At 62.3% G+C, this 20,028-nt stretch carries 15 protein-coding genes; 4 read left to right on the forward strand and 11 right to left on the reverse strand.

The features are described 5' to 3' along the window. The first annotated feature begins 129 nt into the window (after positions 1-129). On the forward strand, positions 130-3,627 hold the full coding sequence (dnaE, locus tag QMO82_RS08505) for a DNA polymerase III subunit alpha (RefSeq protein WP_183606543.1): 3,498 nt from the start codon (positions 130-132) through the stop codon (positions 3,625-3,627). 169 nt (positions 3,628-3,796) lie between these two features. Here the strand turns inward: dnaE and QMO82_RS08510 are convergent, their stop codons facing one another. Both QMO82_RS08510 and QMO82_RS08515 read right to left on the reverse strand, forming a co-directional pair. Beyond that, positions 3,797-5,053 carry a L,D-transpeptidase family protein gene (locus tag QMO82_RS08510; RefSeq protein ID WP_183606544.1) on the reverse strand — a complete coding sequence of 419 codons (1,257 nt, stop codon included), beginning with the start codon at positions 5,051-5,053 and terminating at the stop codon, positions 3,797-3,799. 92 nt (positions 5,054-5,145) lie between these two features. Beyond that, the gene (locus QMO82_RS08515) at positions 5,146-6,438 is read right to left on the reverse strand and encodes a DNA polymerase IV (protein ID WP_183606677.1); all 1,293 of its coding nucleotides are present in this window, start codon (positions 6,436-6,438) and stop codon (positions 5,146-5,148) included. A gap of 75 nt (positions 6,439-6,513) precedes the next feature. Here QMO82_RS08515 and QMO82_RS08520 point away from each other — a divergent pair, with 75 nt between their 5' ends. Continuing rightward, on the forward strand, positions 6,514-7,131 hold the full coding sequence (locus QMO82_RS08520; RefSeq protein ID WP_183606545.1) for a GNAT family N-acetyltransferase: 618 nt from the start codon (positions 6,514-6,516) through the stop codon (positions 7,129-7,131). Here QMO82_RS08520 and QMO82_RS08525 read toward each other — a convergent pair. Continuing rightward, a complete protein-coding gene (locus tag QMO82_RS08525) occupies positions 7,076-7,750 on the reverse strand; it encodes a hypothetical protein (RefSeq protein ID WP_183606546.1) in 675 nt (224 codons plus the stop codon). The genes QMO82_RS08520 and QMO82_RS08525 overlap by 56 nt on opposite strands. A 2-nt stretch (positions 7,751-7,752) precedes the next feature. Continuing rightward, entirely contained in the window at positions 7,753-8,061 is a 309-nt protein-coding gene (locus tag QMO82_RS08530; protein ID WP_183606547.1) for a DUF3572 domain-containing protein, read from the reverse strand. Between the two features lie 132 nt (positions 8,062-8,193). Between QMO82_RS08530 and QMO82_RS08535 the strand changes: the two genes are divergently transcribed. Both QMO82_RS08535 and QMO82_RS08540 read left to right on the forward strand, forming a co-directional pair. Next, entirely contained in the window at positions 8,194-8,565 is a 372-nt protein-coding gene (locus tag QMO82_RS08535; RefSeq protein ID WP_003547430.1) for a response regulator, read from the forward strand. A gap of 18 nt (positions 8,566-8,583) precedes the next feature. Continuing rightward, entirely contained in the window at positions 8,584-9,957 is a 1,374-nt protein-coding gene (locus tag QMO82_RS08540; RefSeq protein ID WP_183606548.1) for a PleD family two-component system response regulator, read from the forward strand. A 746-nt stretch (positions 9,958-10,703) separates the two neighbouring features. On the opposite strand, the gene rpmG is transcribed toward QMO82_RS08540, so the two are convergent. The 7 genes from rpmG to plsY form a co-directional block, all read right to left on the reverse strand. Beyond that, entirely contained in the window at positions 10,704-10,871 is a 168-nt protein-coding gene (gene rpmG / locus QMO82_RS08545) for a 50S ribosomal protein L33 (RefSeq protein ID WP_003587245.1), read from the reverse strand. Between the two features lie 91 nt (positions 10,872-10,962). Next, positions 10,963-12,147, reverse strand: coding sequence for an MFS transporter (locus QMO82_RS08550; RefSeq protein WP_183606549.1), 1,185 nt, complete (start codon positions 12,145-12,147; stop codon positions 10,963-10,965). A gap of 342 nt (positions 12,148-12,489) precedes the next feature. Continuing rightward, entirely contained in the window at positions 12,490-12,942 is a 453-nt protein-coding gene (locus QMO82_RS08555; protein WP_183606550.1) for a DUF983 domain-containing protein, read from the reverse strand. A gap of 19 nt (positions 12,943-12,961) precedes the next feature. Next, on the reverse strand, positions 12,962-15,334 hold the full coding sequence (gene rnr / locus QMO82_RS08560; protein WP_183606551.1) for a ribonuclease R: 2,373 nt from the start codon (positions 15,332-15,334) through the stop codon (positions 12,962-12,964). Position 15,335: 1 nt separating this feature from the next. Then, complete coding sequence (gene topA, locus QMO82_RS08565; protein WP_183606552.1) at positions 15,336-18,005, reverse strand: type I DNA topoisomerase; 2,670 nt, start codon at positions 18,003-18,005, stop codon at positions 15,336-15,338. A 236-nt stretch (positions 18,006-18,241) separates the two neighbouring features. Then, entirely contained in the window at positions 18,242-19,384 is a 1,143-nt protein-coding gene (gene dprA / locus QMO82_RS08570; RefSeq protein WP_183606553.1) for a DNA-processing protein DprA, read from the reverse strand. Then, positions 19,384-20,004, reverse strand: coding sequence for a glycerol-3-phosphate 1-O-acyltransferase PlsY (gene plsY / locus QMO82_RS08575; protein ID WP_183606554.1), 621 nt, complete (start codon positions 20,002-20,004; stop codon positions 19,384-19,386). Before plsY ends, dprA begins: the two co-directional genes overlap by 1 nt. Positions 20,005-20,028: the final 24 nt, after the last annotated feature.

Here is a 20,028-nt window from a genome sequence, read left to right on the forward strand (position 1 = left end):
ATGGCGATCTGAAATTTTCAGGGGACCGCGTGGCACTCATGCGGTCCGGACGCGGGACTTCTTCTGGACATCATCGCCCTCTATGCCGACAATGCGTCCGATTCATTCGGGTGATTGGGAAGGCATGTCATGGCGGATACGGCAAAGGGTTCAACGGGTGAGGCGACCGGCGGCACGCCGGGTTTCATCCACCTGAGGGTCCATTCCGCCTATTCGCTTCTTGAGGGTGCTCTGCCTCTGAAGAAGATTCTCTACAAGGCGACCGGCGATAGCCAGCCGGCGATTGCGATTACCGACACCAACAATCTGTTCGTCGCCCTCGAATTCTCCCAGAAGGCGATGGACGAGGGCCTGCAGCCGATCATCGGCTGCCAGGTCTCCATCGACATGGGAGACGGGTTGGAAACCGAAAAGCGCGGCGGCCACCAGGCCCTGGTCAAGCTGCCGTCAATCGTTCTTCTCGCCGCGACGGATGCCGGTTACGAACGGCTCGTCGATCTCGTCAGCCGCGCCTATCTCGGCGGCGAAAGCAACCAGGCCGTTCATATCAACGCCTCCTGGCTGGCAGAGGCCGGCACGGAAGGGCTGATCGCCTTGACCGGCGCCCCGACCGGGCCAGTTGACATGGCGATCAAGGAAGGCCATCCCGCCCAGGCGGAAGCCCGGCTGCTCCTGCTGAAGCGTCTCTTCGGCGACAGGCTCTATGTCGAGCTGCAGCGGCACGGCACCTACGACAAGCGGCACGAACAGAAGATCGTCGGGCTCGCCTATGCCCACGACCTGCCGCTGGTTGCAACCAACGAGGCCTTCTTCCCGACACGCGACGATTACGACGCCCATGATGCGCTGATGGCGGTCGCTCACAACGCCATCGTCTCCGACGACAGCCGCTTTCGTCTGACGCCGGACCACTATCTGAAGAGCCGGGCCGAGATGGTCAAGCTCTTCGCCGACCTGCCGGAAGCGCTGGAAAATACGATCGAGATCGCCAAGCGTTGCTCCTTCGTGCTGAAGACGCGCAAGCCGATCCTGCCGCGCTTCACCGGTGCGACCGACGACGCCGAGGAGGCCGAACGCGCCGAGGCGAGCGAGTTGCGCCGCCAGGCGGTCGAAGGACTGGACATGCGGCTTGCAACGCTTGGCATGTCGCCGGGTTACGAGGAAAAGGACTATCGCGAGCGGCTGGATTTCGAGCTCAGCGTTATCGAGCGCATGCGTTTTCCCGGTTACTTCCTGATCGTTGCCGACTTCATCAAATGGGCCAAGCAGCATGATATTCCGGTCGGCCCGGGCCGCGGTTCGGGCGCCGGCTCGTTGGTCGCCTACGCCTTGACGATCACCGATGTCGATCCCTTGCGGTTTTCGCTGCTGTTCGAGCGCTTCCTCAATCCCGAACGCGTCTCGATGCCGGACTTCGACATCGACTTCTGCCAGGACCGCCGCGAAGAGGTGATCCGCTACGTCCAGGCCAAGTATGGCCGCGAGCAGGTGGCGCAGATCATCACCTTCGGTTCGCTGCAGGCGCGCGCCGCCCTTCGCGACGTCGGCCGCGTGCTTGAGATGCCCTATGGCCAGGTCGACAAGATCTGCAAACTGGTGCCGAACAACCCGGCCAATCCGACGCCGCTGTCGAAGGCGATCGAGGAGGAGCCGAAGCTGCAGGAGGAGGCGGCGAAAGAACCCGTGGTCGCGCGCCTGCTCGACATCGCCCAGAAGATCGAGGGGCTTTACCGCCACGCCTCGACGCATGCCGCCGGCATCGTCATCGGCGATCGGCCGCTGTCCAAGCTTGTGCCGATGTATCGCGATCCGCGCTCGGATATGCCAGTCACCCAGTTCAACATGAAATGGGTGGAGCAGGCGGGCCTGGTCAAGTTCGACTTCCTCGGCCTGAAGACGCTGACGGTGCTGAAGGTCGCCGTCGATTTCGTCGCCAAGCTCGGCATCAAGGTCGATCTCGCGGCCATTCCTCTCGACGACAAGAGGACCTACGAGATGCTGTCGCGCGGCGAGACGGTCGGTGTGTTCCAGGTGGAAAGTGCCGGCATGCGCAAGGCGCTGATCGGCATGAAGCCGGACTGCATCGAGGACATCATCGCGCTGGTGGCGCTCTATCGTCCAGGCCCGATGGAGAACATCCCGACCTACAATGCCCGCAAGCACGGCGACGAGGAGCTGGAATCGATCCATCCGATGATCGACCACCTGCTCAAGGAAACTCAAGGGGTTATCGTCTATCAGGAACAGGTGATGCAGATCGCCCAGGTGCTGTCCGGTTACTCGCTGGGTGAAGCCGACCTTCTGCGCCGCGCCATGGGCAAGAAGATCAAGGCCGAGATGGACCAGCAGCGCGAGCGCTTCGTCGTCGGCGCCGTCAAGAACGGCGTCTCGAAGCCGCAGGCCGACAACATCTTCGAACTGCTGGCGAAGTTCGCCAATTACGGCTTCAACAAGTCGCATGCCGCCGCCTACGCCATCGTCTCCTATCAGACGGCCTACATGAAGGCGCATTATCCGGTCGAATTCCTCGCCGCCTCGATGACGCTCGACATGTCCAATACGGAAAAGGTCAATGATTTCCGTCAGGACGCCAAGCGCTTGGGCATCGAAGTGATCGCACCCTCGGTGCAGACCTCCTTCCGCCATTTCGAAACCGGCGACAACCGCATCTATTACGCGCTCGCCGCCCTCAAGGGCGTCGGCGAATCCGCCGTCGACCACATCGTCGAGGTGCGTGGCGATAAGCCGTTCGCCGGCATCGAAGATTTCTGCCTGCGCATCGATCCGCGTCAGGTCAATCGCCGCGTGCTCGAAAGCCTGATCTATGCCGGCGCCTTCGATTGTTTCGATATGGACCGCGCCCACCTTGCAGCCGGCCTCGACCGCATCCTCGGTTATGCCCAGCGCGCCCAGGAGAACAAGCTGAGCGGCCAGTCGGACATTTTCGGCAGTACGTTGACCACGGGGCCTGAGAAGATCTCCCTGCCGCCGTTCTCGCCCTGGCTCCCCTCCGAGCGGCTGCTCAAGGAATTCCAGGTGCTGGGCTTTTATCTGACAGCCCACCCGCTCGATTCCTACAACAACATCCTGCAGAAGATGCGGGTGCAGACCTTTGCCGAATTTTCCCAAGCGATCAAACAGGGCGCGGCCAATGCGCGGCTTGCAGGCACCGTCATCTCCAAGCAGGAGCGCAAGACCCGCACCGGCAACAAGATGGGCATCATCGTCTTTTCGGATTCGTCCGGCCAGTTCGAAGCGGTGCTGTTTTCGGAAATGCTGAACCAGTATCGCGACATGCTCGAGTCGGGAAAATCCTTCGTGCTGACCGCGACGGGGGAGGAGCGGCCGGAGGGCATCGGCCTGCGCATCCAGACGATCCAGTCGCTGGAGGAAAAGTCGCTGCAGATGCAGAAGGCGCTGCGCGTCTATATCAGAGATTCCGGACCGCTGAAGATGGTCGCCGGCCATCTGAACGCCAAGGGCGACGGCCTCGTTTCCTTCATCGTCATCAAGGAGGACGGCAAACGCGAGGTGGAAGTGGCGCTGTCGGAGAAATACCGCATCACCCCGGAGATCGCCGCCGCCCTTCGCGCCGCCCCCGGCGTTGTCGATGTCGAGCTTGTCTGATTAGCGCATGGGCCGAAAATCGGAATCGATTTTCGGAAAGCACGATGCGTAGATTCAAAAGGTTACAGCGTCCTTTGCGCGTGTGAAAAGACGCGCGGCGCTGTAGTGCATGTCGCCCGGAAGTGTGCAGCGGTTCCGGGATAACGACATGCATAAAACAAAGAGCTCATCACCCGCGGGTGATGGTGATGAAATCCGTGCCTTCGCCGGTCTCGCGGCCTAGGCCGGTATCGGAGATCGTCAGCGTCGAGCCGGGCGCGATCAGCGCGTCGATCCTGCGGCGGGTTTCGTCGGGGATCGTAATGCGGCTGAGCGAACGGGCGATCGGCCTGCCTGTGACAATCGAGCTTTCCTGATTGGTGATGCCAAGCCGCTTCATCGTCTCGCGGGGGAGATTGTTCTCGAGCGTGATGCCGAGCCAGTCTGCCGTGCCGGCCTTTTCATTGACCGCATGCAGCGTGAAGAAATGCGTGCCGAGCGCCAGTCCGGGATCGGCGATCGTCACCGGCGCTTCGAAGATCGGCTTGAAGGCCTGGCGCACCATGATGATGCCGTTCGGCGGCGCACCCTTGCCAGTTGCGGCATAAACTTCCTTGAGTAGCGTGTCGGAGACCAGGCTCCTGTCGCCGGCAAACTCCGCCGGCCGCAGCGCCCTGAAGGCCCTGATCGCCTGCACGGTCGACGGACCGAGCACGCCGTCCGGATTACCGGCGGAAAAGCCGAGCTGACTGAGCAGGGTTTGGATGTCGATCACCGTCTCGCGCAGCGTGCGGCGGGTGATCAGCATGCTGATCGGTTCGGACGGCGGCTCGGCTGCGGGTGTTGCGGCCGGCTGTATTGCCGGCATCGGCATCGCAGCCGTGTCGTTCATTGCCACCTGCACCGGTTTTTCGGGGCTGTCGGGCATGGAGGGCCGCAACTCGGCATCCGAAAGCAGCGGCATCGGCACCGGTGCGTCGGGATGGAAAAGGGTCGGATGGTCGATCGGTTGCGGCACCACTTCGCCGTCGCTGATGATGACGGGGATGCCGGGCTCCGTCATCCCGTAGAGCATTTTGGCAAAGGCGCCGGGCATGCGCACGCAGCCATGCGAGGCCGGATAACGCGGCACGGAATTGGATTCGTGCAGCGCAATGCCGGACCAGGTCAGCCGTTGCATAAACGGCATCGGCGCCGCTGAATAGAGATTGGATTCGTGGTATTTCTGCTTTTCGAGCACCGAGAAGATGCCGCTCGGTGTCGTGTGCCCGTCCTTGCCGGTCGAGACTTTCGAGGTCGCGACGACCTCGGTGCCGTCATAGACCGCAAGCGACTGCTTGTCCTTCGAGACGATGATCTGCAGCGTGCGCGCATCTGCAGCAAGAGCAGGGTGCACGAGTGCGGTGGCCGACAGCAAGCCGAGGCCGAAGACGAGACGCGAGAACATGATACCCAACCATACGCAATACTGGTCCGGGACATTATGGGACGAAGTTTAAGGAAGATTTTATAGGCGGAGCGGCCGAGCGAACTCACGTGTTAGTGATCGCGCTTGCCGCTGCCGAAGGTGTAGCCGGTCTCGACCGTGTTCTTGCCGAATTTGTCGCGCAGCTTGTCCATCGCCGCTTCGGCGGCCGCCCGCCGGCCCGATTGCCGGTCGATGAGATCAGGCGGATCGGCGCGGGCGGCATCGCCGAGATCGGTGACGCCGATGCCGAGCAGACGGAACTTCGTGCCGTCGGTCTCTTTTTCGAGAAGCTCGAGCCCGGTGCGGAAGATCCTGTCGGCAAGCTGGGTCGGGTCTTCGAGCTTGCGGTTGCGGGTGCGCGATTTGAAATCGGCGCTCTTCATCTTCAGCACCACCGTCTGGCCGGCAATGCCGTTTTTCTTCAGCCGCCAGGAAACCTTTTCGGAGAGGTTACGCAGGATCGGCACCAGATCGTCATAACGCCAGATGTCGTCGAAGAAGGTGGTCTCGGCAGAAACGCTCTTGGCCGCATCGTTGAGATGCACTTCACGGTCGTCGATCCCGCGCGACAGCCGGGCGAGCCGCTGGCCGATGCTGCCGTAGCGGCGCATCAGGTCGTTTTCCTCCATCTGCTGCAACTGGCCGATGGTGCGGATGCCGTCCGCCTCGAGCGTCGCCGCAAACGCTTTGCCGACGCCCCAGATCGTGGTGACGGGACGCGGCGCCAGGAATTCGACTGCTTCTTCGCGCCCGATGACGGAAAAGCCGCGCGGCTTCTGCAGGTCGGAGGCGACCTTGGCGAGGAATTTGCAATAGGAAAGCCCGACCGAAACGGTGATGCCGATCTCCTTTTCGATACGGCGGGCGAATTTGGCGAGCGTGCGCGCCGGCGGATCGTGATGCAGTCTCTCGGTGCCGCCAAGCTCCAGAAAGGCCTCGTCGATCGACAGCGGCTGTACCAGCGGCGTCAGCTCCTGCATCAGTGCTCGCACCTGCCGCCCCACCCGGACATATTTCTCCATGTCGGGGCGGATGACGATCGCCTGCGGGCATGCCTCCAGCGCCTTGAACATCGGCATCGCCGAACGCACGCCGTGGATGCGGGCGATATAGCAGGCGGTGGAGACGACGCCGCGTTTGCCGCCGCCGATGATCACAGGCTTATCGGCAAGTTCCGGATTGTCGCGTTTCTCCACGGCCGCATAGAAGGCGTCGCAATCGATATGTGCAAGCGTCAATGCGTAGAGCTCGCGATGGCGTACGAGGCGGGGGCTGCCGCAGGAAATGCATCGGCGCGCCTCGCCCTTCTGCTCGGCAAGGCAGTCGCGACAGAAGCCGGTTGTCTTGTCGGGCGCGGGTGTCATGATGAGAACAAAGATTGAACGCCAGGACATTACGCCTTAAGCTTGCGAGTCACAAGAGAGGGGGAAGCTTTGCCTTTGGATAATGGTCTTCGTTTCGAACCGGTCACGTCAGAGCGCTGGGACGACTTCGAAACCCTGTTCGGGTCGCAGGGGGCTTTCTGTAATTGCTGGTGCGTGGCGCTGCGCTTGCCGCATGCAACGAGGACTGGGATGGCTGCCGATGAGCGCAGGGCGCATATGCGAGATCGGATCAAAGCAGGCCCGCCGCCGGGCATTCTCTGTTATGCCGATGGCGCGCCGGTCGCCTGGGTACAGGTCGGGCCGCGCCATGACGTACCGCAATTCAATTCGCCGCGCACCGTCTCGCGGCCGCTGGAGGAGGGCGATGCGCGTGATCCGTCGAACTGGGCCGTCAGCTGCTTCTTCCTGCTGCCCAAGCTGCGCGGCAAGGGAATGAGCCATCGCCTGCTCGCCGCCGCGATCGATCATGCGCGGCGCCATGGCGCGCGGCGGCTGGAAGCCTGTCCGATCGATCATGTGAAGCAGTCGAAATCGGTGACGCTCTGCATCGGCTCGACGGCGATCTTCGATGCAGCCGGTTTCGAGACGGTGGCGCGGCGCAAGGACGGCCGCCCGCTCATGCGGCTGGAACTGCGCGACCGACCGTGCCGGACAGAAAATGCGCTTGGATGAGCTCGGCCGCATGCGCCCAGTCGGCGGCGCGGGTGATGTCGTCGGCCGCCGCCGGTGCGAAACGATGGACGGGCGAGTTCGGCATCAGGTGAATCAGCAGGCAATCGGCGACGTGATCCCTGACGGAATGCAGATTGCGCGCCATATCATCGATGAAGACGACGGGAAGGGAGCGGCTGGCATGCAAGGCGTGAACGATCGGCCCCTTGGGCTCTTCGGTGGCAAGCAACGGAAAGAGCAGGCCGATCCTGTCGAGCAGGCGACGGCGCTGCTCCTGGAACCGCGGCTGCATGGCCGTCAGGAAAAGCACATCCGCCTCTTGCGAAAGCTGGTCGAGCGTTTCGACGACGCGGTCGAGCGGGGTCTGCCACTGCTCCTGCGCTGCGAAGAATTCCTCGATCAGCCGGCTGACCTGCTGATCCTCGATCTCCGTGCCATCAGCTTGCGAGACGATGTTGCCATGAAGCTTGAACGAGCGCGGCAGAAACGCGTGACCCTGGCTCTCAAGGAAAAGCTGGAAGGGACCGATGAACTGCAGCACGACGTCGTCGACGTCACAGACGATCAACGGCCGTTCGCCGAGGCGGATATGCGAGATGTCGAATTCCCCGGAGGTCACGGTCAGTATTCTCCGGAATCGAGGCCCGGCGACGAGAAATGCTGCCAGGCGGCGGTTACCGTCTCCGGGCTTATGCCGCTCGCCGCGCAGAAGGCCAATGCCGTCGGTTCGTGGTTCATCAGGAAATCCATCATGCCGGCGAGGAATCCCGGATCGTTGACGGCGCTGCGCACCTGGCCGGGCGCAACACCCGTGAGCGCAAGGAAGCGGCCGAACATGTCGGGATCGTCGGCAAGCCAGCCGAGCACGGCGATCGCGGTTGCGTGCGGGTCGGCGGCCGGTTGTTTCGAAGTCTTGAAGTTGCTTTGCATTTCGAGGGGTAAGTTACCTTTTCTTCAACCAAATACCGGTAGCGTGCGCTATCGGTTTCACGGAGCTATTGTCCGCATGTGCCTTTCCCATGGGACGAACAGCTGCGCGAACGGACGTAGGGACAGCTTGTCATGCCCAAACAGGTGATGATTGTAGAAGATAACGAGCTCAACATGAAGCTCTTTCGCGACCTCATCGAGGCGTCCGGCTATACCACGATCCAGACCAGAAACGGCATGGAGGCGCTGGATCTGGCGCGCAAGCATCGCCCCGACCTCATCCTGATGGATATTCAGCTTCCCGAGGTCTCCGGCCTCGAAGTCACGAAATGGCTGAAGGAAGACGACGAGCTGCACGTGATTCCCGTCATCGCCGTCACGGCTTTCGCGATGAAGGGCGACGAGGAGCGGATCCGCCAGGGCGGTTGCGAGGCCTATGTTTCCAAGCCGATCTCGGTTCCGAAATTCATCGAGACGATCAAGACCTATCTGGGCGATGCCTGACGCATCGGAAAGACAATTATGACTGCGCGAATACTGGTGGTTGACGATATTCCGGCCAATGTGAAGCTGCTCGAAGCGCGGCTGCTCGCGGAATATTTCGACGTGATGACCGCAGCCGACGGCCACACGGCGCTGGCGATCTGCGAGCGCAACCAGGTCGATCTCATCCTGCTCGACATCATGATGCCCGGGATAGACGGTTTCGAAGTCTGCGAGCGGCTGAAGGCCAGCCAGAAGACCGCCCATATTCCCGTCGTCATGGTCACCGCGCTCGACCAGCCGGCCGATCGCGTGCGCGGCCTGAAGGCCGGCGCCGACGATTTCCTCACCAAGCCGGTCAACGATCTGCAGCTGATCTCGCGGGTGAAGAGCCTGCTACGGTTAAAGACGCTGAGCGATGAGCTGCGCATTCGCGCCGACACCGCCCATACGATGGGCATCGACGACCTCACGCGGGCAGGCGAGGGCCGCGCCGACGAAACCGCTCAGGTCCTACTCGTCGACGGCCGCGCGAATTCGCAGGAGCGCATCATCAAGGCGCTGAAGCCCGTCGCCGACGTGCTTGCCCTTTCCGATCCGCAGGCCGCCCTGTTCGAGGCGGCCGAGAGCGCCTTCGATCTCGTCATCGTCAACGCCAACTTCGACGATTACGATCCGCTTCGCCTCTGCTCGCAGCTGCGCTCGCTGGAGCGCACACGCTTCCTGCCGATCCTGATCATCACCGAGCAGGGGGCTGACGAGATGGTGGTGCGCGCACTCGATCTCGGCGTCAACGATTACATCATCCGCCCGGTCGATCCCAACGAACTGCTTGCCCGCAGCCTGACGCAGATCCGCCGCAAGCGCTACAACGACCGCCTGCGCGCCAGCGTCAAGCAGACGATCGAGCTTGCCGTGACCGATCCGCTGACCGGCCTTTACAACAGGCGCTATCTCGACAACCACCTGAATGTGCTCTTCAACCGTTCAATGGCGCGGGGCAGGCCGCTTTCGGTGCTGATCACCGATATCGATCGCTTCAAGCAGGTAAACGACACCTATGGCCATGACGGCGGCGACGAAGTGCTGCGGGAATTTGCAAACCGCGTCCGTTCGACCATTCGCGGTGCGGACCTCGCCTGCCGTTACGGCGGCGAGGAATTCGTCGTCGTGATGCCCGACACCTCGCCGGAAATTGCCGCCACCGTCGCCGAGCGCCTGCGCGCGGCGATCGAAAGCGCTCCCTTCATGCTGAAACACGCCGGTGAGGCGCTGAACGTCACCGCGTCCTTCGGCATCGCCTCGCGGATTGCAGCCGTGCTGACCCCGGACCAGCTGATGAAGCAGGCCGATCTCGCGCTTTACGAGGCCAAGAATACCGGCCGCAACCGCGTGGTCGCCGCAGCCGCCTGACGAATCATTTGCCGCCACAGGCGTCGTTTGCGGGTTTTCCACTGCGGTAAGCGAATTGTTACCGATTTTTAATCCTCGCCTGGGCAATTCGAGGCGAAATTTTAGAACTCAATAGCCTAAAAATGGACTTCCGGCGTTGCTGCGGATCTGTCGCCGCGTGACAGTCTTGAGGGCGCCGAGGCCCTGGCTTCAGATGAAATGGAGACTATAAAAAATGCCCGTCGCCTGCAGCCTCAAATAGAGTGCGGCGGCGTCACCTCACGTAGGGGGAGGGGAGGCGTAAGTTATTACGTTATAGTGTCGAATTTCTTGGCGTGATCCGACATTAGGCTTCGGGCCTAAGCAGAGCCGATAAATCATTGCATGTCCCAAAATTGGACTTTTAACCATAGAATCAAGCTAAGAAATTTCACCATTAAGAATTTGTTGATTTTCTTTCATTTCTGCGCAAATTATCGGCTCATAAGAGAAGCGCTCCCGTTGAGGAGTTGTCGATACCCCATGATGCTCAGGTCCGCCGCATCTCCTGGGTCGTGGGGTCGGTCGGCTGGTACGCAAATTATAGCGGTTCCTCGTGCCGTTTTGCATGCTGGCCGACCCCCTTACACGAAAACGCCGCCACTTCCCGAAGATGGAAGGGCGGCGTTTTTCTGTTTGCGCTATCATCTTCCAGTGAGGATCAATTCGGGCAACAAAAAACGCGCAACCCGAGGGCGCGCGCTTTTTGAATCCCCGACATCAAGTGATTACTTGATCTTGGTTTCCTTGAACTCGACATGCTTCTTTGCAATCGGGTCGTACTTGGTCTTCGTCATCTTGTCCGTCATCGTACGGCTGTTCTTCGTCGTGACGTAGAAGAAACCGGTGTCGGCTGTCGACAGCAGCTTGATCTTGATTGTTGTAGCCTTGGCCATAGTCGTCCTGCCTTTAAGAAATGAAAGCCGTGGAAGCCGGATGGGCTCCACGGCAAATTCTGGCGCGAAACTACGAATCTCGCCCGAAAAGTCAAGTCCGTTTTCGAATGAACATCAGTCTGATGCCGGAAAGTAGGGCGTAAAGACCGAAGAAAGCGGCAATCGCCCAGGCAAACCCGTTATTTCCAGCGACATCGATCGCCGCGCCGATCGCCTGCGGCCCGGCCACGGTTCCCATCGCATAACAGAAGACGAAGGCAGCATTGGCGGCCGCAAGGTCGGAGCCCGTCAGCCGCGAGCCGAGATGGCTGAGGCCGACCGTATAGAGGCCGGAGACGCAACCGCCCCAGAAAAGCAGCAGCCCTGCCATCAGCAGCCAGTTGTCGAGCAGCAACGGCAGCATCATCGAGCCGATGAACCCCATCAGCGCCATGCCGGCCAGAAGCGGTCGCTTGTCGCCGACGCGGTCGGAAAGCAGGCCGAGCGGGATTTGAAAGATGACGTTGCCGACGCCCATCATGGTGAGCAGCAGAGCTGCCTGCGATTCGGTGAAATGGGCGCGCACCGCAAAGATCGGGAAAAGCGACAGTCCGCCCGCTTCGACCGCGCCGAAGATGAAGACCGCCGCCGTCGCCGTCGGCACCAGGAAGACGTAGCGCATGAAATGCAGCTCCGGCTTTTCCTCGAGCGCCGGGCTTTCGTCGCGGGCGATGAAGATCGGAATGGCGGCAAGCAGGATGGCGCCGGCGCCGATCAGGAAGGGGAAGATGCCGTCGCTGCCAAGGATCGAAAATAGCAGTGGCCCGGCCGCAAAGCCCAGGGAAAGCACCGTCGCATAGATGCCGAGCACGAAGCCGCGTTTGGAAGGAGGCGAAGCGGCGTTGATCCAGAATTCGGAGAGGATGAACAGCGTCGTCGTTGCGCCGTGGAAGGCGAAACGCAGCGGAAACCACATCCAGAAATCCTCGGCATAATAAAAGCCGAGCGCGCTCAGCGCCGAAATCAGCACGGCCCAGAGCATTGTCGGCGCAACGCCGTATTTATGGGCGAGCTTGGTGGTGATGGGTGCGGCAGCCATCGCCGCGACCCCGGCCATCGCCGTGTTGAGCCCGATCAGGGTGGACGAGATGCCGCGTTTTTCGAGGATGATGCTGAGGAGGGGCAGCCCGAGGCCGATTGCTATGCCGACGGCTGATATGGACGAGATGGCTGCCACCAGAGAAGGCCAATGGATTTCCTCGACATCGCCCGGTGTGCCGTTTCTCGGCTGAGACATTTATCCATCCTTAGAAAGCTACGCGAGCGAATCGGCCGATCACCTCACACAGAAAGACACAGGCGTGCCAAATCCAGGTGACGGGGGCGTTTCGCAGTATTTCCGATGTGAGTGACCACCTGCGGAATGTAAAGCCTGTTCAGACAAGAAAAGCTTACCATGTCAAGTCGTTGAGGATCGTCGGCTGCCCCCGGTGGTGATCGGTGGAGCGCTGCCACTACACGTCAAATATGTCTGGAAGGTGAAGGCGCTAAAGCGCGTCGCCATCTTTCAGATTCGCTGCCTGCGCTTTAGCTCCTTATTTCTCGCATGTCGTTGTCACGCGACATGCTCTAATCCGGCCTAGTCCGACCGGCCGGGGATGTCATAATCGCCCGGATCGTCACTCCCTCCACCGAAGCCGTGCATGCGCAGCGCCCATTGCAGGCCGATGACGCCGCCCTTGATCGGCTGGATCGAGGCAAGCGCTGTGATCACGGTGATCGGCGCCCAGATGGCAAGATGCATCCAGACCGGCAGCACGAAGGTCATGTCGGTCAGCATATAGCCGCCGACCACGACGTGGCCGAGAATGAGGATGACGATATAGGGCGGCAGGTCGTCCGCGCGTTGGTGATACATCGCCTCGCCGCAGACGGCGCAATGATCGACCGGCTTCAGGAAGGCGCGAAAAAGCTTGCCATTGCCGCAGGCCGGGCAGCGGTTCATCAGCCCGCGCATGATGGAGCGCCCCACCGGACGCTCGACCTCAGGCGCATCCCCGTGGCGGACGGCCGGTTCGGTCGGTGTGCTCATTGGGTGTTCCTCTTCGGATCTAGTGCCGTCCGCGCGGCGGCCTCGTTCCGGGTTTCTTGCGGACCTGGCCCCTGTCGCGGCGGCCGGCTTTGTGGAAGGAGCGCACCGCCGTCGGCATCTCGCGGCCCTCGCTGATCATCTCGAAACGCAGCGCCCCGGCAAGCGGGATCGCCTCGGCAAGCTTCACCGTGACGTTGTCGCCAAGGCGATAGCCGCGCCCTGTTCTTTCACCCGAGAGCGCCTGATGCGCCTCGTCATAGATGAAATAATCGGTGCCAAGCGTAGAGATGGGGACGAAACCGTCGGCGCCATAGTCCGGCAGGACGACGAATAGCCCGGATTTCGTCACGCCCGAGACCCGTCCGGCAAATTCTTCGCCGACCCGGCCGGCAAGGTGATGGGCGATCAGCCGGTCGACCGTCTCGCGCTCGGCGGCCATGGCCCGGCGCTCGAAGGTCGAGATTTCAGCGGCGATATCGTCGAGTGTAGCCTCTTCGTCGGGGGTGATGCCGCCTTCGCCGAAGCCGAGCGAGCCGACGAGGGCGCGATGCACGATAAGATCGGCGTAGCGGCGGATCGGCGAGGTGAAGTGGGCGTATTTCATCAGGTTGAGGCCGAAATGGCCGATATTCTCCGGCCCATAGATCGCCTGGCTCTGCGAGCGCAGAACCATCTCGTTGACCATGGTCTGATGCGGCGTGCCGTCCGCCTTCGCCAGGATGCCGTTGAAGTTGTTGGCGCGCATATTGCCGCCCTTGGCGAGCGGGATGCCGAGCGTGGCCAGGAACTCGCGCAGGATTTCCTGCTTGGCAAGCGTCGGGCCGTCATGAATGCGGTAGATCAGCGGCTGGCGCTTCTTTTCCAGCGTCTCGGCGGCTGCGACGTTCGCCTGGATCATCATCTCTTCGATCAGCTTGTGCGCATCGAGCCGCGGCGGCACGACGACCCGGTCGACCGTACCGTCGGGCTTCAGCAGGATCTTGCGCTCCGGCATGTCGAGTTCCAGCGGCTGGCGCCGGTCGCGTCCGCGTTTCATCACCTTATAGGCGTGCCAGAGCGGCTTCAGGATCGGCTCGAGCATCGGTCCGGTCTGATCGTCCGGCTTACCGTCGATCGCTGCCTGCGCCTGCTGGTAGGAGAGCTTGGCCGCGCTCTTCATCATGACGCGATGAAAGGTGTGGCCGATCTTGCGGCCTTCCCCGGAAAAGCTCATGCGCACGGCAAGCGCCGGGCGGTCGACGCCTTCTTTCAGTGAGCAGAGATCGTTGGAGATGCGCTCCGGTAGCATCGGCACGACGCGATCCGGGAAATAGACCGAATTACCGCGCTTCAGCGCCTCGCGGTCGAGCGGCGATTTGGGGCGGACATACCAGGAGACGTCGGCAATCGCGACGGTGACGACGACGCCGCCGGGATTGTCGGGCGAGGGGTCGAGTTCGGCATAGACGGCATCGTCATGGTCCTTGGCGTCGGCCGGGTCGATGGTGATCAGCGGCACGTCGCGCCAATCCTCACGATGCGACATGCTGGCGGGTTTTGCGGCCTCCGCCTCGTCGATGACGGCTGGCGGGAAGACATGCGGAATGCCGTGGGCATGGATCGCGATCATCGAGATCGCCTTTTCCGAGCCGACGGAACCGACGACGGAAAGCACCTTTGCACGCGGCAGGCCGAAACGGCCGAGACGGGCGATTTCGACTTCGACCAGATCGCCGTCCGCAGCACCGCCGGTGAAATCGGGATCGATCACCATCTCCTCGCCGCGCCGCTCGATCGGCAACAGCCGGCCGGCGCCGCCGGGTGCGGTGCGGAAAACGCCCATCGAGGCGCCGCGGCGCCTGTCGATCACCTTGATGATCCGCGCCGTATAGGCCGGGCCGCCGCGATCGACGGCCGGGAAGATCTTTGCCAGGATGCGGTCGCCGAGGCCGGCGACAGGCGCCTTGCCCTTGCCCTGGCGGCCTGCCGGTGATTGCTGGCGGATGGCGACGGCAGGGGCGACACCCTGATCCTCCGGCCATTCCGCCGGCCGGCCGATCAAATCGCCGTCCTTGTCGCGCGTGGTGATATCGAGAACGGTGACGGGCGGCAGCGCACCGGGACGGATCAGCGACTTGCGGCTCTTCTGCAGCATGCCTTCCTGCTCGAGCTCCTGCAGCATGTGCTTGAGCTCGACACGGTTGTCGCCCTTCAGGCCGAAAGCCTTGGCGAGTTCGCGTTTGGACGCTTTCTGCGGATGATCGGCGATGAAGCGCAGCATCACCTCGCGTGAGGGCAGGGCACCGTGGACGATGTTCAGCGGCTCGACGGCGGGAGCATCCTTGCCCGGGCGGCCGATCTTGCCCGGGCGCTTGCCCGCGGGATTTGTTCTTTCGCGCGGTGTCCTGCTCACGTCAGCCCTTTTTCGATTTCGCCGGCGCCTTCGCCTTCGTTGCCTTCGGCTTGGCCGCCGTCTTGGTGGTCTTGGCTTCGGCGGCCGCCGCCTTCGGCTTGGCTTTCGCCTTGGCCGCCCTGCCGGCCGATGCCTTGCCGGCGGGGGCTTTGCCGGCCTTTTCGGTGATCAGCACAAGCGCCTCCTCGACAGTGATCGCCTGCGGATCCCTACCTTTCGGCAGGGTGGCATTGACCTTGCCCCAGTTGACGTAAGGGCCGTACTTGCCGTCGCGAACGGTGATGGCGCCGCCGTCGGGATGATCGCCGAGCGTCTTCAGCGCCGCCGGCGTGCCGCGCGAACCCCGGCCGGGTGCCTGGTTCGCCTTTTCGGCGATAACCGTCACGGCGCGGTTGAGGCCGACCGAGAACACGTCCTCGATGGTTTCCAGATTGGCGTAGGAACCGTCATGCAGCAGGAACGGCCCGTAGCGACCTATGCCGGATGAGATCATCTTGCCCGTTTCGGGATGTTTGCCGATATCGCGCGGCAGCGAGATCAGCGCCATCGCCTTTTCATAATCGATGTCCTCGGGCTTCCAACCCTTCGGCAGCGAAGCGCGTTTGGCTTCCTTGCCGTCGCCGCGCTGGATATAGGGGCCGAAGCGGCCGGACCGCAGCGTCAGCTCCTCGCCGGTCGTCGGATCGGTGCCGAGGTTCTTCGGCTCGTTGAGGGCTGCGCCGTCCGCTTCTCCGCCATTTTCGGAGGAGAGCTGGCGGGTGTAGTTGCATTCCGGATAGTTCGAACAGCCGACGAAGGCGCCGTATTTGCCGAGCTTCAGCGACAGGTTGCCGGTACCGCAGACCTGGCAGATCCTGGGATCGCTGCCGTCCTCCCGCTTCGGGAACACCAGCGGCGCCAGCGCCTCGTTCAGCGAATCCAGCACATTGGTGACGCGCAGTTCCTTGGTGTCTTCGATCTGGGCGAAGAAATCCTTCCAGAAATCGCGCAGCACCTGCTTCCAGTTCAGCTCGCCGGCGGAAATCCGGTCGAGCTTCTCTTCGAGATCGGCGGTGAAATCGTATTCGACATATTTGGTGAAGAAGCTTTCGAGGAAAGCCGTCACCAGCCGGCCCTTGGCTTGCGGGATCAGCTTGCGCTTGTCGATCGTCACATAGTCGCGGTCGCGCAACGTCGCGAGCGTCGCGGCATAGGTGGAGGGCCGGCCGATGCCGAGCTCTTCCATCTTCTTGATCAGCGAGGCTTCCGAATAGCGCGGCGGCGGTTCGGTGAAATGCTGCGTCGAATTGATCTTCTGCTTGGCGAGCGTTTCGCGCGCATTGATCTCCGGCAGGCGGCCATCCTCGTCGCCGTCATCGCTCTGCTCGCCGTCTTCCTTCTGGTCGGTATAGGCAGCGATGAAGCCGTCGAAGCGGATGACCGAACCGACGGCGCGCAGGCCGGCCTTCTCGCCCTTATTGTCGGCGGTGATTTCAGCCGTGGTGCGCTCGATCTCGGCCGACGCCATCTGGCTGGCGATGCCGCGCTTCCAGATCAGGTCGTAGAGGCGGATCTGGTCGGCATCGAGGAATTGGCGTACGCGGTCGGGCGAGCGGTAGAAATCGGTCGGACGGATCGCCTCGTGCGCCTCCTGGGCGTTCTTGGCCTTGGTGGAGTAGAAGCGCGCCTTCTCGGGCATGTAGCGCTCGCCGAACTGGTCGACGATGGCGCGGCGCGCCGCATCGATCGCCTCCGGCGCCATCTGCACGCCGTCGGTTCGCATATAGGTGATGAGACCGACCGTCTCGCCGCCGATATCGACGCCTTCATAGAGCTTCTGGGCGATCTGCATGGTGCGCGAGGCCGAGAAGCCGAGATTGGAGGAGGCGGCCTGCTGCAGCGTCGAGGTCGTAAACGGCGGTCCCGGATTGCGCTTGACCGGCTTCGCCTCGACCGTATCGACGATATAGCTCGCGCCTTCGAGCAATGCCTTGAGCTTGCCCGCATCCTCGCCGTTGCCGATCGCTCGCGGTTGGAGCCGCTTGCCGTTCGCCGAAACCAGTCTGGCCTCGAACTCGTCGCCGCGCGGCGTCTTCAGGAGTGCCGAGATGTTCCAGTATTCTTCCGAAATGAAGCGCTCGATCTCGGATTCGCGGTCGCAGACCAGGCGAAGCGCCACCGACTGGACACGGCCGGCCGAACGGGCGCCGGGCAGCTTGCGCCACAGCACCGGCGAAAGATTGAAACCGACGAGATAGTCGAGGGCACGGCGCGCCAGATAGGCGTCGACCAGCGGCACGTCGATGTCGCGTGGATCGGCCATCGCGTCGAGCACCGCCTTCTTGGTGATCGCATTGAAGACGACGCGCTTGACCGGCTTGCCGTTCAGCACCCGCTTCTTGTTCAGCATGTCGAGAACGTGCCAGGAAATTGCTTCGCCTTCTCGATCCGGGTCGGTCGCGAGAAACAGGCCGTCGGAGGATTTCACTGCGTCGGCAATATCCTTCATCCGCTTGGCCGAGGCGCCATCGACCTCCCAAAGCATTTCGAAATCCTGATCAGGAAGAACTGAGCCGTCCTTGGCAGGCAGATCGCGCACATGGCCGAAGGAGGCGAGCACTTTGTATCCTGGACCCAGATACTTGTTGATCGTCTTGGCCTTGGCAGGCGATTCCACCACTACAACATTCATGATGATTCTCTAAAAAGGAAACGACGCCAGCTTTGAAGCCAGCGCGACACACACCGAAACATGGATACCGGCCCTCCGACATGGACAGGGAAATCGCCGCGGTCAAGGGGTTTGCTACAATTTTACCTCTTGCATCTGGCGCAGCCGAAGGGAGCTTATCGGGGAAATGCAATATTAGATAGGCTGTCGAAGGTTTTCGACACGGGGTTCGGCAATTCTCCGATATCGTGCAAAGTTCAATCGGAAAGCGAGACGAACCCGCCCTGATGCCGCTGCAGCCTGCCTGATATATCGAGTTCCAGAAGAATGAGATAGACCGCCGACGCCGACAGGCCGGTATGGCGGATGACGTCGTCGATCTCGACCGGCGTCGGCCCGAGCGCATCGATGATGCGAGCCCGGTCTGAATCGCCGGGCGGCATCGTCATCGCCTTGCCGTCACTTGCCGGTTGTTCTGCCAACGACGACGGGAAGAGCTCGAATTGCGTCAGCGGCGCCAAAGCCTCGACGACATCGGCGGGTGTGGTGACGATCGAAGCACCGTCCTTCAGCAACCCGTTGGTGCCGTGGCAACGCGGGTCGAGCGGTGAGCCGGGCACGGCAAACACCAGCCGGCCGAACTCGCCGGCAAGCCGTGCGGTGATCAGCGAGCCCGAGCGTGTCGCTGCTTCGATGACCACAAGGCCGAGCGCGATGCCGGCGATCAGCCGGTTCCGGCGCGGAAAATCGCGGGCGCGGGGCTCCCAGCCGAAGGGCATTTCGCTCACCGCCAGGCCGTTGCCGCCGGTGATCTCCTGGAGCAGGCCGATATTCTCCGGCGGATAGGGCTGGTCGAGACCACCGGCAAGGGCGGCGATCGTGCCCGTATCGAGGCTTGCCCGATGCGCCGATGTGTCGATGCCGCGCGCCAGACCCGAGACTACGGTATATCCTGCCCGGCCGCAGTCGCGCGCCACCATTGCCGCGAATTTCGCGCCGGCGGCCGAGGCATTGCGTGAGCCGACGATGCCGACGGCCGGTCGTTTGGTGGCGGCAAGCGCGCCCTTGACGGCCAGAAGTGGCGGCGCCCCGTCGATCTGCTTCAGCGCTTGCGGGTAGTCCGGCTCGCCGATGCCGACGAAGCGGGCGCCGAAGCGATGCGCCGCCTCGAGTTCCCGATGCGCCTCGGCCTCGCTGGCGATGCGGATTGCTCGCGTGGCGCCGCCGCGCGCCGAAAGCTCCGGCAGTGCGGCAAGTGCTGCCTCGGCCGAACCGAAATGATTGATGAGGTCGCGAAAGGTGGCAGGGCCGATATTGTCGGAACGGATGAGGCGCAGCCAGGCAATTCTTTGCCGTTCGGTCAGAACAACGCCTTTTGGTCCGGCGCTCAGCGCATCCATTATCCCTTTGCCCCGATCTTGCTTTCCGTCCCGCTCATCAGGCGCGAAATATTCGCCTTGTGCTTCCAGTAGGAGATGAGGGTCATGATCGCCATCACTGCCGCAACCTTTTCGTTACCCAGTATCCACAGCGCAACCGGAATGACAAGCATGGCAATCAGCGCCGACAGCGAGGAGTAGCGGGTGGTGAAAGCGACCGCCAGCCAGACGGCAGCGAAGAGCACGACCATGATCGGCGCGACGCCGAGCAGGGTGCCGATATAGGTGGCGACACCCTTGCCGCCCTTGAAGCCGATCCAGACCGGGAAGAGATGACCGATGAAGGCGAAGAAGCCGGCGATGATCGCTGCCTCCTCACCGAGGAAATAACCGACGACCCAGGCCGCCGCCGATGCCTTCAGCGCATCGAGCAGCAGCGTCGCAGCCGCGAGTTTCTTGTTGCCGGTTCTCAGCACATTGGTCGCGCCGATATTGCCGGAGCCGATGCTGCGCACGTCGCCAAGGCCGGCGGCGCGCGTCAGGATCAGGCCGAAAGGGATCGAGCCGAAGAGATAGCCGATGACGGCGGCGGCCAGCGCGATCGGCAGTGTGATCTGCCATGAAATCAGATTGGATAACATATGCCCCCTCGGCCCTCCGTGACC

It is taken from the genome of Rhizobium sp. BT04 (assembly GCF_030053135.1).
In the GTDB taxonomy this organism is placed as follows: Bacteria; Pseudomonadota; Alphaproteobacteria; order Rhizobiales; family Rhizobiaceae; genus Rhizobium; species Rhizobium binxianense.